At 38.5% G+C, this 13,961-nt stretch carries 12 protein-coding genes and 2 rRNA genes; 10 read left to right on the top strand and 4 right to left on the bottom strand.

Going from position 1 to position 13,961, the window contains the following annotated elements; genetic code table 11:
- The 5 genes from G626_RS0104645 to G626_RS0104625 form a co-directional block, all read left to right on the top strand.
- Positions 1 to 312, top strand: a 23S ribosomal RNA gene (locus tag G626_RS0104645); the annotation flags it as partial.
- Between the two features lie 112 nt (positions 313 to 424).
- Positions 425 to 536 (top strand): 5S ribosomal RNA (gene rrf, locus G626_RS0104640).
- Positions 537 to 580: 44 nt separating this feature from the next.
- Positions 581 to 1,330, top strand: a complete 750-nt coding sequence (locus tag G626_RS0104635) for a lysophospholipid acyltransferase family protein (protein ID WP_022931623.1) — start codon at positions 581 to 583, stop codon at positions 1,328 to 1,330.
- 10 nt (positions 1,331 to 1,340) lie between these two features.
- Positions 1,341 to 2,198: a diacylglycerol/lipid kinase family protein gene (locus tag G626_RS15420; protein WP_022931622.1), complete on the top strand. Its 858-nt coding sequence runs from the start codon at positions 1,341 to 1,343 to the stop codon at positions 2,196 to 2,198.
- Between the two features lies 1 nt (position 2,199).
- Positions 2,200 to 2,835, top strand: a complete 636-nt coding sequence (locus G626_RS0104625; protein WP_022931621.1) for an HAD family hydrolase — start codon at positions 2,200 to 2,202, stop codon at positions 2,833 to 2,835.
- Here the strand turns inward: G626_RS0104625 and G626_RS0104620 are convergent.
- Positions 2,792 to 4,051, bottom strand: a complete 1,260-nt coding sequence (locus tag G626_RS0104620) for a cation:proton antiporter (RefSeq protein WP_022931620.1) — start codon at positions 4,049 to 4,051, stop codon at positions 2,792 to 2,794. The two genes, G626_RS0104625 and G626_RS0104620, sit on opposite strands and share 44 nt — an antisense overlap.
- Before the next feature lie 140 nt (positions 4,052 to 4,191).
- Between G626_RS0104620 and G626_RS0104615 the strand changes: the two genes are divergently transcribed.
- Complete coding sequence (locus G626_RS0104615; protein ID WP_022931619.1) at positions 4,192 to 5,286, top strand: hypothetical protein; 1,095 nt, start codon at positions 4,192 to 4,194, stop codon at positions 5,284 to 5,286.
- Positions 5,287 to 5,296: 10 nt separating this feature from the next.
- On the opposite strand, the gene G626_RS0104610 is transcribed toward G626_RS0104615, so the two are convergent.
- Positions 5,297 to 5,887, bottom strand: coding sequence for an HAD-IA family hydrolase (locus G626_RS0104610; RefSeq protein ID WP_022931618.1), 591 nt, complete (start codon positions 5,885 to 5,887; stop codon positions 5,297 to 5,299).
- A gap of 54 nt (positions 5,888 to 5,941) precedes the next feature.
- Between G626_RS0104610 and G626_RS0104605 the strand changes: the two genes are divergently transcribed.
- A complete protein-coding gene (locus G626_RS0104605; RefSeq protein WP_331270665.1) occupies positions 5,942 to 7,213 on the top strand; it encodes a class I SAM-dependent rRNA methyltransferase in 1,272 nt (423 codons plus the stop codon).
- Positions 7,203 to 8,180 carry a tRNA (adenosine(37)-N6)-dimethylallyltransferase MiaA gene (gene miaA, locus G626_RS0104600; protein WP_022931616.1) on the top strand — a complete coding sequence of 326 codons (978 nt, stop codon included), beginning with the start codon at positions 7,203 to 7,205 and terminating at the stop codon, positions 8,178 to 8,180. The genes G626_RS0104605 and miaA overlap by 11 nt, the downstream gene beginning before the upstream one ends.
- Positions 8,181 to 8,257: 77 nt before the next feature.
- On the opposite strand, the gene G626_RS0104595 is transcribed toward miaA, so the two are convergent.
- A complete protein-coding gene (locus G626_RS0104595; protein ID WP_022931615.1) occupies positions 8,258 to 8,476 on the bottom strand; it encodes a hypothetical protein in 219 nt (72 codons plus the stop codon).
- Positions 8,477 to 8,563: 87 nt separating this feature from the next.
- Here G626_RS0104595 and G626_RS15415 point away from each other — a divergent pair, with 87 nt between their 5' ends.
- Positions 8,564 to 9,295 (top strand): TatD family hydrolase, encoded by a 732-nt coding sequence (locus G626_RS15415; RefSeq protein ID WP_022931614.1) that lies wholly within the window; start codon positions 8,564 to 8,566, stop codon positions 9,293 to 9,295.
- 27 nt (positions 9,296 to 9,322) lie between these two features.
- Positions 9,323 to 11,059, top strand: a complete 1,737-nt coding sequence (gene lepB, locus G626_RS0104585) for a signal peptidase I (RefSeq protein WP_022931613.1) — start codon at positions 9,323 to 9,325, stop codon at positions 11,057 to 11,059.
- Between the two features lie 57 nt (positions 11,060 to 11,116).
- On the opposite strand, the gene secA is transcribed toward lepB, so the two are convergent.
- Complete coding sequence (gene secA / locus G626_RS0104580) at positions 11,117 to 13,939, bottom strand: preprotein translocase subunit SecA (protein WP_022931612.1); 2,823 nt, start codon at positions 13,937 to 13,939, stop codon at positions 11,117 to 11,119.
- Positions 13,940 to 13,961: the final 22 nt, after the last annotated feature.

The following is a 13,961-nucleotide window of genomic DNA, read 5'->3' as shown; positions in this document are numbered from 1 at the left end:
CGCGAGACAGTTCGGTCCCTATCTGTTATGGGCGATGGAAGTTTGAGAGGAGCTGCTTTTAGTACGAGAGGACCGAAGTGGACGAACCTCTGGTTTACCAGTTATCCTGCCAAGGGTAAGTGCTGGGTATCTAAGTCCGGAAGGGATAACCGCTGAAAGCATCTAAGCGGGAAGCCCACCTCAAGATTAGACTTCCCTGGAACTTTAAGTTCCCTGAAGACTCCTGGGAGACTACCAGGTTGATAGGATGCAGGTGTAAGCGTCGTGAGGCGTTCAGCCGAGCATTACTAATAAGTCGTGAGACTTGGCCATATCATCGTTTCCGTTCATAAGTTACTTGAACAAAACTGTTTCTTCTGTTAATATCCGTCCTGCGTGCACGAGCAATCGTCTTACGCACTTCGTACTTCGCATTGTTAATAATGCCGGTGGCCATAGTGGAGAGGTAATACCCGTTCCCATTCCGAACACGGAAGTCAAGCTCTCTTACGTCGATGATACTGGGTTCGTCCCGGGAAAGTAGATAGCTGCCGGCTTTTTTTATTTTAAAAAATCTAATTTTATGTTATAATTATAATATATGATTAATGCTTTATTAATTGTGCTTTTTGTAATTGCCGGACTTATTGGAGTCTGGTTTTTCTGGCAGATACTGCTCTGGATTTTCTGGATTATCGTAAATCTTACCATAAATAAAAATAAAGAATATACAAATACATCAAAATTTTATAACTGGGCTTTTGTCCTCTGGTATAGATACATGATGATTGCAGGACGACTAAAAGTTCATGTAACTGGCTATGAAAAAGTTCCATTTGATAAAAGATTTCTGCTTGTTTCAAACCACTGTTCGAAATTTGATAATTTTATTCATTGTGCTGTTTTGAAAAAAACACAACTTGCATATATTTCCAAGCCTGAAAATTTTAAGATTCCTATTGGCGGGCGTTTTATGAGACGCGGTTTGTATCTTTCTTTGCCTAGAGGAAATACTCGTGAAGAGTTTAAAGTGATAATGAAGGCAATTGAATATATAAAGGAAGACAAAGTTTCAATTGGAATTTTCCCTGAAGGCAGCAGAAGTAAAACAGGAGAACTTCAGGAGTTTAAGCCTGGTGCATTTAAAATTGCAGAAAAAGCAAAATGTCCGGTTCTTGTATGCAGTATGAGGAATACTATTGATATTCATAAGAACTGGCCATGGAAAAAAACACATGTATATATGGATATTCTTGAAACAATAGATCCTTCTGTATGGAATGAAAAAAATACAGTGGAAGTATCTCAATATGCACATGATTTAATTCAACAATGTCAAAATAACAATTAGGAGATTAAATATGGTTTATGTATTCTGGAACAAAGAGTCAAATAATGGAAAAGCAGCTGAAGCTAAAGCAGAACTTGAAAAAGTTTTCGAAGGTCAAGAATTAAATTTTTTTGATGTAAAAGAAATAAAAAATGCTGCAGAAATCTGTAAAGATTTTAATAATTCAGATAAAATTATAATAGCAGGTGGAGACGGAACTTTAAGTCGTTTTGTAAACGATATATATGAACTGCATCTTCAGAATGAAATTTATTTTTATACCTGTGGTACCGGTAACGATTTTATCAATGATATTCGTGAACGATGTGAAATCAGTAATAATCTTATACCAATGAATGAATTTATAAAATCACTTCCAGTAGTTACTGTAAATAATGAAAAGCATTACTTTATTAATGGTATTGGTTATGGAATTGACGGTTACTGCTGTGAGGAAGGAGATAAACTTCGAGCTCTTTCTGACAAGCCTGTAAATTATGCTGGCATTGCAATTAAAGGTATGCTCGGAAAGTTTAAACCTTGTGGTGGATCTGTAACTGTAGATGGAGTAACAAGCCGCTATAAGAAAATCTGGCTTGCTCCTACAATGATTGGCAGGTATTTTGGTGGCGGAATGAAGATTACTCCGGATCAGGATAGATTGAATGCAGAACATCTTGTTTCTAACTGTGTTTTCCATGATTCTGGTATGCTGAAAACTCTTATGGTCTTTCCTTCTATCTTTAAGGGAGGACATGTGTCTCATAAGGATATTATTGAAATCAAAACAGGTCACGAGGTAAAGGTAGAGTTTGATAAGCCTTGTGCCCTGCAGATAGACGGAGAAACTTATACTAATATTACAAGCTATTCAGTGAGCTACAAATAATATGAAATTTGATTCAATAATTCTCGATGTAGACGGTACTATCTGGAATACAACTGGTATTGTTGCCGATGCCTGGAATCAGGCGTTTGATCAGTTTTTTCCACAGGTTCCTCATGTTACTGCTGAAATTTTAAAAGGGCAGTTTGGAAAACCAATGGATGTAATTGCAGATAATCTCTTTACAAATCTTTCAAAAGCTGAAAAAGATTTGCTGATGACAAAATGCTGCGAATATGAACAGAAAGCTCTTTTAGAAAATACAAAAAATATCACTTACGATAGAGTTGTAGAAACCATCAAAAAACTTTCGGCTATAATTCCTGTTTTTATTGTCAGCAATTGTCAGAGCGGCTACATAGAAGTTGTAATGGAAAAGAACGGTATTAAGGATTATATCAAAGATTTTGAATGCTTTGGAAATACCGGACTCTTAAAAGATGAAAATATAAGACTGATTATAAAAAGAAATAATCTGAAAAGTCCTGTTTACATTGGCGACACCCAGGGGGATTATGAGGCCTGTAAGAAGGCTGGGGTACCATTTATCTGGGCAGCCTATGGTTTTGGCCGCCCGGAAGATGATAATTATTATTTTAAGCTTGAGGAGTTTGCTCAGTTGGAGTCTCTTCTGAATTAGAAGTAAAAGATTTTTTCAGCAGAACAGGTACAATCATAGAAGAAACAATAATCAAAAGAATTACCGAAGTAAAATACTTTGAGTCAACGAGTCCTGCAGAAAGACCTTTTGTTGCTACAATCAAGGCTACTTCGCCGCGAACCATCATGCCTTCACCAATCTGAAGGCATTCCTTCCAGTTAAAGCCAAGAAACTTTGCAATTCCACCGCAGCCAATTATTTTAGAAATACATCCTACAATTACAAAGGCGATTGAGAACCATAAAAGATTCAGGTTCATTCCGGAAAGGTCTGTTTTAAGGCCGATACTTGCAAAGAATATCGGACTGAAAATCATATAGGCATTAATATCAATCTTTGATTCCATGTAAGATGCATCACTAAGGCTGCAGAATACAATACCTGCAATGTAGGCTCCTGTAATATCGGCGATGCCAAAAAAGTGCTCAGCACAGAAGGCAAAAATCAGGGCAATACCAAGAGCGTAAATAGGAATGCGGCGGGAACGAGGATGTCTTTTATCATACCAGCGGAAAAGTCTGTAAACAATAAAACCAGTAACAATGGCGCAGACAAAAAAGGCGAGTGTTTTAAGAATGATTCCAAGATATCCGCCCTTGCCTGAACTTACACCAAGGACAATAGTAAGAACAACAATACCTATTACATCATCAATAATGGCAGCACTTACGATTGTCTGCCCAATATCACTTTTGATTTTTCCAAGCTCTTTAAGTGTGGCAACAGTAATACTTACAGAAGTAGCAGTAAGGATTGTTCCGATAAATACACTCTTAAAAAAGTTTACAGAACCCCAGCTGTCTGTTCCAAAAAAACACATTGCCATAAGTGTACCCATTATAAGGGGAACAAATACACCACTAGTTGCAATAATAGTTGCTTTAAATCCAGATTTTACCAGAGACTTAAGGTTTGTACCAAGACCGGCAGAGAACATAATTAAAATTACGCCGATTTCGGACATATAAGAAATAAACTGATTTGCTTCGTTATAAATAATGTTTGAATCAGTTCTTCCGAAGTTTTTAAAAAAAGGTAGGAAGCGGAGAAGCAGACCTGCAACAATCATTCCTGCTACCTGAGGAATTCCAATTTTCTTTGCAAGAACACCAAAATACTTTGCTACGATTACGATGATACCAACAGAAAAAAGAATGTGGAGAATAATTTCCGTATTCGGTAATGCTGTATTCATATATTTGCTCCATATATTATTATTGAAAATAATATAAAAAAATTGAATTATTATATATTTAGGAAAGATTTTATTCAATAGAAGTGTTATAATGTATGGCAATTATAAATAGACTGGAATTGCGAAGGAGTTTTGTGCTTATGTCATTAATGAAAAAATCAATCAGAATCTCAGGCCTTTTATTTCTGATTTTTATTAATCTGTTTCTTTTTTCATGTGCTACAACCGTAAATGTAAATCTGACAAGACCGGCTCAGCTGGATTTGAACGGAGCCAGAACAATTGCTGTACTTCCATTTAAGCCTTATTACTATTATAAAGAATATGAAACTTCCCTGGGAACTGAAATCCTTATTAATACTTTCTATCAGATTTTTAAAATCAAAGATGCTGATGAACAGCTTATAATAGACAGTCTTTACAGTCAGATTGAACATGGTCTTATTAATTCTCCATATATCAAACTTGTAAGTTCAGATTCTGTTGAAAAGGCGTTGAGAAAAGGAAGCTTAAATCCGGCAGATGTATATTTGACAGGAGAAGTTTCATATTTTTCTGTTAATGACAGAAAATATGATGAAAGAAAACTTGTAAGGGCAGCAAGCGGTGACCGGGCAGCTGAATATCAGATTGTTCATTACTGGAAAAGAGAAGTTGATTTTAATTTTAGATATCAGATTGTAGATAGTTCAAATGATAAGGTAATTGCTGTAAATGAATATCGTTGCAGTGATTCATCTTACAGATATGAGTATAAAGGGGATTTGCCGAGTGCATATTCTATTATTGAATCATATATCAGAAATTGTTCAAAAAAGATCTTAAAGGAACTTCAGCCATATACTGTAACAAAATCGATAACATTACTTGAATGCAAAACAAAGGACAAGGCTCTTAAAGATCGAATGAAGGCTGCGGATGAACTTGCTGAAAATGCTATGCTTGCCAAGGCTTCTGATGAATTCCAGAAAATTTATAAAGAAACAGGTCTTGTAGAAGCCGGCTATAATGCTGCAATTCTTCAGGAAGCAATGGGAAATCTTTCTAAGGCTGAAAAGATGATGACCGAAGTTTATAATGCTAATCCGGATTCAAGAGTTGGCAAAGGACTTGCAGATATTCAGTATGAAATTAATCAGGCAAACCGACTTAAAAAACAGATAAATGAAACAGAAAAGACAGGTGAAGATCTTGAAGGAATTGATGATTCTGATGATCTTGATCTGGACTTTTAGTTTCCGCCTTTTAGCAGTAGCGCTCCCATTTTTTAGTTAATTCTTCTGCACTTGTAAAGAGTTCTGCGTGAATGCCAAGGGAAGCGGCTGCTGCAACATTTTCTGCCTTGTCGTCTGTAAAAAAAGCATTTTCGGGCAGGAATTCTTCTGCTTCTAAAATCAATTCAAAAAAATGTGGATCAGGCTTCGCACAGCCGATTTTATTTGAAGCATAGGTCTGATGGAAATAAGAATAGTCTCCGCGTTCCATATGGTTTTCCCAATGGCTCTGGATAGTGTTTGTTCCGCAGACTACCCGGTGCTTAGCCTTCAAGCCTTTAATTAGTTCAATTGTTTTAATATTTTCTGTAGGATGAAAAAAAAGACGGAATAAATCTGTTTGTGCGGAAACAGCATCTGGTATACTTTTAATTCTATTGTTGTATTCATCCCAGAATTCGTTTGAAGAAATAAAACCTGTTTCAAGCTTATGCCAGATATCATTGTTATTTGATTTACAGATATTCATAAAATCACTTTTGCTGATATTTAATTTATTATAAATAGAGTCCATCTTAAAGGTGTTTGTAACAACGCCACCCATGTCAAAAATAAAAAGCATAAGGTGATTATGGTGTAATTGTGACGAATAATCAAGTTTGATATAATAGGCGGCATGAGTATGAATAATTTCCCTAGAGTCTTTTTAAATAATAAAGAAGAAAAAGAAATTCAGCAGGGCTTTCCCTGGGTTTTTGATAATGAGATTTCTCATGTTAAACACAGAGCTGATTCTGCAGATGAAAAATCTGAATGGAAGAACGAATCCCTGCGTGAATGTGCAGTAGCGGATGGTGCTACTGTAGAAGTTTATACAAAGGCCGGTGGTTTCCTTGGAACCGGTATAATCAATAAAAAATCTAAAATTACTGTTCGTCTTATAGGTAGTGAACATGCTGATGTAATTATGGCAGATACAGCAGCTTTTTACGAAAAGAAGGTTCTTGATGCCTATAATATGCGCCGCATGTTTTATAAAGACAGCGATTCTTACCGTTTGATTTTTGGTGAGGCTGATTTTATTCCAGGTCTTATCTGTGAGCGCTTTTGCGATGAGAAGGGTAAGGTAATTATTGTCGTTCAGTTTCTTTCTCTTTCCTGCGAAGTATTCAGGGCTGATATTCTTGCTGCCTTGAAAAAGGTTTGCAAGCCAGACTGTATTTATGAACGCAGCGATGCAAGTGTACGCGATAAGGAAGGCCTTGAACAGACTGCCGGCTGGATTTACGGTAAGGGCGAAACTCAGTTTGATATTGTTGAAAACGGAATTAAGCTTGGAGTTGATATTGCTAACGGTCAGAAAACCGGTTACTTCCTTGATCAGAAATTTAATCGTACTGCAGCAGCCAGCTTCTGTAAGGGAAAGTCTGTTCTCGATACCTTTACACACACAGGAGCCTTTGGCCTTAATGCCTTTAAAGCCGGTGCCCGCGAGGTTACTTCTGTAGATATTTCTCCGGAAGCAGTTGAGATGGTAGAGCATAATATTAAACTGAACAATGCCGGCAGCGTAATGAAGGCTGTTTGTGCAGATGTTTTTGATTTGCTTAAGCAGTACGAAAGTGAAGGTAAAAAGTTTGATGTAATTATTCTTGACCCGCCTGCCTTTACAAAATCTGCAAAGATGATAGAAAAGGCTTACGGCGGATATAAGGAAATTAACCTTCGCGCTTTAAGACTTTTGAATGAGGGTGGAATCCTTGTCACCTGTTCCTGTTCTTATTTTATGGAGACAAATATGTTCTGCGATATGCTTATGCATGCCGCAATGGACTCTCACAAACGCATTCAAATTCTCGAAAAACGTGGGGCAGGGCCAGACCATCCTGTATTGTTAGGTTATCCTAAATCTGAATACTTAAAATGTGTGGTATGCCGTGTCCTTTAGTTCAGAGTCTGCAAGTACAGAAAAATCTTATAACTGCATAATAATTCTCGGCCCAACTGCTGTGGGAAAAACAGCCATAGGCGTGGCGGTAGCACGTGCATTCAATGGAGAAATAATTTCTGCAGATTCACGCCAGACTTACCGCCACCTGGATATTGGTTCGGGAAAAGATCTTGCAGATTATGCAGAGAGCAGTGAAGGGCCGGCAGTTCCTTATCATCTTATTGATATAACAGAGCTTCCTGCCGAGTACAGTGTATATAATTATCAGCAGGATTTTTATAAGGCTTTTAAGGATATTACAGAACGGGGTAAACTGCCTGTTGTTGTCGGTGGTACCGGGATGTATCTTGATGCCATTGTAAGAGATTATCAGCTGGTGATTCTTCCTGAAAATAAAAAACTGCACGAAGAGCTTGAAGCAACTCCGCTTGAAGTGCTGGCAGAACGTCTTATAAAATTGCAGCCCGATTTACATGTAAAAGCAGACCTGCTTGAAAAAGGCCGCGTTATTAAGGCTCTTGAAATTATAGAAGCAAAAAAACAGGGAGTGGATTCTACTTCTGTGCAGCGTCCTGAAATTAAACCTTTGATAATCGGTACTACTTTACCTCGTCCTCAGTTATGGGAAAATATAAGCAAACGTCTGCGTGAGCGTCTGGACGGAGGAATGCTGGAAGAGGTTCAGACTATTCATGACAGCGGCATAAGCTGGGAGCGACTTGAAAAGCTTGGGCTTGAATACCGTTTCTGTTCTGAGTTTTTACAGGGAAAAATTGAATCAAAGGAAAAACTTTTTGAAGGACTTTTTATTGCAATCCGTCAGTTTGCTAAAAGACAGGAAACCTGGTTCCGCATGATGGAAAAGAAAGGTGTAGAAATCCACTGGCTGCAGCCGGGAAGCAAAGAAAAAAGAATTGAGCAGGCTAAGGAATGGATTGCCACGTCGCTACGTTCCTCGCAATGACAGATCAATTAATAAAAAAATTGCCGGTGGTGTTGCCGGCAATCTTTTACAAGAGGACTAGTTTTTTTTATTCTTATCTATGCATTAACAGCCATCTTTACAGTTTCAGTAATTTCTGTAAGGTAACCTGTGCGGATGCAGCTGTCAAAGAGTTCCTTTGAAATATAATCAGTTTTAACATCTTCGTATCCGTCCATATCACGAACGATTTTTACTACGAAGCCATCTTCCATCTCACGGATGATTGTCATGTAATCAGTGTTCTTACCAATGCTTTTGAGTGTGTATTTTTTCATTTTCTTTTTACTCCCATATATAAAAAATGATTTAAAGTGTCACGCAAAACTGTCGCATTACTCTTATTTTCGGATATAATAAAAATAATGTTAGAAAAATATTCAAAAAAAATGCAAAAAATTGACGATTTTTCTCAAAAAATCCTCTTTGATGCACACTTTCATTATGCAGTCTGCAGGGAACATGGAATAGAATTGCCTGTTTTTGATGCTGCCGAATGGATGGGAATATCCTGTGCCCATAGTAGACAGGAGTTTGAAGTACAGAAATCGGCACCTTCCTGTGTAATTCAGGCCTACGGTATGCATCCGCAAAACGCTGCCAATGAAAATATAAAAGAGTCTGCTGCTTTTCTTGAAGAGCTTCTAAGCAAAAATCTAATCTCTTTTATAGGTGAGGCAGGATTTGATTATTTTACAGAAGAGTTTAAGAAGACTGCCGGTCTGCAGGAAGAAATTTTTAATATTCAGCTTGATTTAGCCCTGAAATATAATAAGCCCCTTGTAATTCACTGCCGCAAGGCAAATCATAAGCTTTTTGAATATTCCAAAAAATTAAAAAAACTGCCGGAAGTGCTTTTTCATTCCTTTATGGGGCCGCCGGTGGAAGCAAGGTCTCTTCTGGAACGCGGTATAAACGGATATTTCTCTTTTGGAAAGCAGCTCTTAAATGGAAATAAAAAAGCTATTGCCTGTGTAAAGGAATTGCCGGAGGATCGAATCCTCGCAGAAACAGATGCGCCTTTCCAGTATTTAAAAGGGGAAAAATATACAGACCTTAAAGATATAAGGCGAGTTTATGAAGCACTTGTTACATAAAAATCTGATATTTGTTATACTGATTATATGAGCAACAAAAAAGAACTTTCAAAAGAATTCAAAAAATTTAAACTTCTTACTATTATTGAACTTACATCAGCCTGCATTTTTACTTTATTAAATCTCAGTTTTCATGCAGATATATCACTTCTGGCTTTTCCTATTTCAGTTATTTATTTAGCTTTTACCTGCTGGTTTCTCTTTAAGAAGCTTTATATAGATACAGATGGAAGCCGTATTTATGCAGCTATTAAACTGAATGAATATCTTCCATATCTTTTCTTTATTACTTTTATTATACGACGCGCAGGAAACACAGGTACACCTTTTATTGTAGATGTATTTGCAGTAATTTCCTGGTTTGTTGTTTTTGTACTTGCATATTTTAATTCTAGAGTTTTGTATCCTGCTAAAAATGCAAAGATAGTTCAGGGCTGGGCTCTTGCTCCTCTTGAAAGAAAATTCAAGGGTGGAGCAAAAGTGCTTTTTGAAATTACAGACTGGATTGATGCCTTTTTCTGGTCAATTTTTACAGTCCTGATTTTTCAGATTTTCCTCATGCAGCTTTATGAAATTCCATCAGAATCAATGGTTCCTACCTTCCTTATAAAGGACCGTGTTTTTGTTTCAAAAATTGATTGCGGTCCAAAATTTCCTCTGACAGAAGTAGGACTTCCTAATTTCAGAAAATATAAGAGGGGCGATACCATTGTTTTGAGAAATCCTCATTACAGCATGGATAGAAAATCAGAGGTAAAAACAGTTACTTCCCAGTTAATTTATATGTTCAGTATTATGACTGTAAATCTTAATAAGGATGCCGATGGAGAGCTTAAGGCAGATCCTCTGGTTAAAAGAATTACCGGGCTTCCTGGGGAACAGCTTGTAATGCAGGATGGAACTCTATATCGCAGAACCGCTGACAGCGATGAGTTTGAACCAGTTCAGCTGGATGCTAAATATGCAACCTGGAATTTAAATGCCGTAAATTCAAAATTAAAACCTTATATTCAGCACTTCCCATTTAATTCAGATGAATATCAGACAATTCTTGATTTTGAAGAGAGCAGACGTAATTATGATCTGACTGCTGCAGAATTTCAGGCAAAGGAACTTGTAAAACAATTGAAAAAAATGACTGCTGTGAATAAAGATGCAGGTAGATTTACAAATCCATCTGTTTTTGAATATCAGCTCTTTAATAATGCAGCAAGTCTTTCAAAACAGTTAATGATGCAGGAAGGTGGACTTGAGTGGTTTGAAAAGTTTATTACATCCTGGATTCCTGCAAAAAATGAAATCAGAGATTATTATTCAGAATCAAATTATCGCCTTAATGTAATGACAAAAATTACATTTGGAAAAATGATTGTAGAATTTGCAAGACTTAATTACGATAAAATACCTGAAAATGACTGGTCAAGTGATAAAGAACTTGCTCTTGTTTATGATGAAGCCGGAATATTAAACTGGTATATTCAGAGTCTGCTGGATTCAAGAAATATGCCGGTCTTCCCTGCAAATGATTCAGAAGGAAATCCACAGTATATTCCTGCAAACTGCTATTTTATGATGGGTGATAACAGATTTAATTCTCTGGATCTGCGTCATTCATATGAACAGAAAGAAACTGCCCTTACAAAGCATGATCCTCTTTCTGTAACATATTATTCAATGATGGCACCGCAATATATCAATAAAAAATATATCGTTGGTAAGCCTGTATTCCGTTTCTGGCCGCTGGGCAGATTAGGAAAGGTGTAAAAAAAAACGGTGGTTTCGATACAGCCTTCGGCTTACTCAACCACCGTCCTGTTTTAGCTAACGTCCACAACAGTTCTTATATTTCTTTCCACTTCCACATGGACACGGGTCGTTACGTCCAACCTTAGGCATTGTTCGGCGAACAGTTACGTTATCGCCCTGTGAGCGCTGATTCATTGCAGAGTTTACAGCCTGGCGTCTTGCCTGATCTCCGTTGAAATTAGAGTGAGCACTGCGCTCTGCTGTGTTCTGAGCCATCTGGGCTGCAGTATTACCGGCTTCTGAGTGCTGTGCATTCATTCCCTGCTGCTGAGCTTCAAGCATACGACGGCGCTGCTCTGCAGCTTCCGGCGAAAGCTGTACACGTACACGGAATACACGGGACATAACCGAATTACGGATTGTATCCAGCATTTCATCAAAGATATTAAAGCCGTCAATCTTATATTCAGTAAGTGGGTTCTTAGAACCATAAGAGCGGAGGGCAACAGCTTCACGAAGACCTTCGAGAGTTTCGAGCTGATCCAGCCACTTTTTGTCTATCATTGTGATGTACTGGTAACGGATAAACATATTGAAGTTTTCCTTACCGGCAAGTGTTTCTTTTTCAGTGATATCGTTCTGAAGGGCTGCAATAACTGCTTCTCTTGTATATCCGTCTGATGGAAGCTGAATAGCAAAGGTATTTCTGATTTTTTCCTGCAGCTCTGCGAGTGGAGCAGTGCTGTTCTTGTTATGCTTTGCTTCGTATTCATAATTATCAAAGAGATTTTCAACTTCGTCACGGGCATTGTTCATTACGCGCTCTGAAAGATTGTTGTCTCCAAGAATTGTATCGCGCTGTTCGTAAATAACAGTTCTCTGCTCATTCAAAACATCATCATAATCAAGCAGGTGCTTACGAATCTCAAAGTTGCGTTCTTCGACCTTCTGCTGAGCCTTTTCAATACCCTTATTGAGCCATGGGTGATCAATTGGTTCTCCCGGCTGCATACCGATGCGGCTCATCATAGACTTCATTCGTTCTCCACCAAAGAGACGCATCAAATCATCATCCATAGAGATATAGAACTTAGAACGTCCAGGGTCACCCTGACGTCCTGAACGTCCACGGAGCTGGTTATCGATACGGCGTGACTCATGACGTTCTGTACCGATTACATAAAGACCTCCGAGAGCTTTTACTTCCTCGTAATCTTTTTTCCAGTTTTCCTTTTCAATTTCAAGAGCAGCCTTGTACTGTTCTTCTGTAGCATTTGTTCCGGCTCTCTTCTGGGCACGGAATTCAGGGTTACCGCCAAGCTTAATATCAGTACCACGACCAGCCATGTTTGTTGCGATTGTTACAGCACCCTTTGCACCGGCTTCTGCAATAATCATAGCTTCTCGGGCATGGTTTTTAGCGTTCAAAACCTCGTGGCGGATTCCCTTACGGGTAAGAAGGGCAGAAAGATGTTCTGATTTTTCAACCGAAACTGTACCAACCAGAACAGGCTGTCCCTTATCGTGTGCAGCCTTAATTTCGTTTGCAATTGCTTCCCATTTATCAGCTTCGTTGAGGTAAACCTCATCATTTTCGTCTTTACGTGCAACAGGAAGGTTTGTAGGAATTGCAACTACATCAAGACCATAAATCTTATTAAATTCAACTGCTTCTGTTGCGGCAGTACCGGTCATTCCGGAAAGCTTGTCGTACATACGGAAGAAGTTCTGGAAGGTAACAGTTGCCATTGTGCGGTTACGCTGAGCAATGCGGATATGTTCCTTTGCTTCAATAGCCTGATGAAGACCGTCAGAATAACGGCGGCCTTCGAGAACACGACCGGTAAACTCATCAATAATCTCAACTTTTCCATCGCGGACCAGGTAATCAACATCATTATGGAAAAGCAGGTGTGCACGAAGAGCCTGAGTGAAGTAGTGAGTGTATTCAAAGTTCTCTTCATCCTCGAGAGAACCTGTAATCAGATTGTGCTTGTGGAGAATGTCGTTGATGTGGAGCATACCCTTATCGGTGAAAGAAACACGCTTAGATTTTTCATCAAGAGTGTAGTCTCCTTCGATTGCTGCGCGCTCTTCTGGAGTCATAAAGCTTTCATCCGGGTATTCACCAGTTTTTGGATCTTTTTCAACTTCCTTGAGTTCTCCAACGTATTTATCAACTTCATGATATTTATAGGTATCATCCTCGCCGGCACCTGAAATGATAAGAGGAGTTCGGGCTTCATCAATCAAGATAGAGTCAATTTCATCGACGATACAGTAGTTAAAGCCGCGCTGAACCTTATCTTTAAGGTCAACCTTCATGTTATCGCGCAGGTAGTCAAAACCAAACTCGTTGTTTGTACCATAAGTTACGTCGCAGGCATAGGCAGCCTTACGGGCATCATTATCCATTGAAGAAAGAATTGCACCAACGGTCAAACCAAGGTAGGCAAAAATAGGACGGCGGGAATTAGCATCGCGTTCTGCAAGGTAATCGTTTACAGTTACTACATGAACGCCCTTTCCTGTAAGGGCATTAAGGTAGGCTGGAGCAACGGCAACAAGAGTTTTACCTTCACCGGTTTTCATTTCTGTGATTTTTCCCTGATGGAGGTTGATGGAACCCATAATCTGAACATCGAATGGACGTTCACCGATTACACGCCATGAAGCTTCGCGGCAGAGCGCAAAGGCTTCTGGAAGAATATCATCGAGAGTTTCGCCTGCGGCAAGGCGCTCCTTAAATTTTTTAGTTTGTTCTGGAAATTCTTCTGCTTTCAGAGATTTTGCCCATTCTTCTTTTGCATTTACAGCAGCCAGAATCGGCATAAGGGCTTTTACATCGCGATCATTCTGTGTACCAAAAATCGCGGTAAGGACTTTATCAATAAACATGTTTTTTTCCTTAATAAAAAAT

It is taken from the genome of Treponema bryantii NK4A124, assembly GCF_000421345.1.
Lineage (GTDB): Bacteria > Spirochaetota > Spirochaetia > Treponematales > Treponemataceae > Treponema_D > Treponema_D bryantii_B.
Note: the sequence above shows the minus strand (reverse complement) of the source record. Positions and strands in the feature narration are given on the sequence as shown.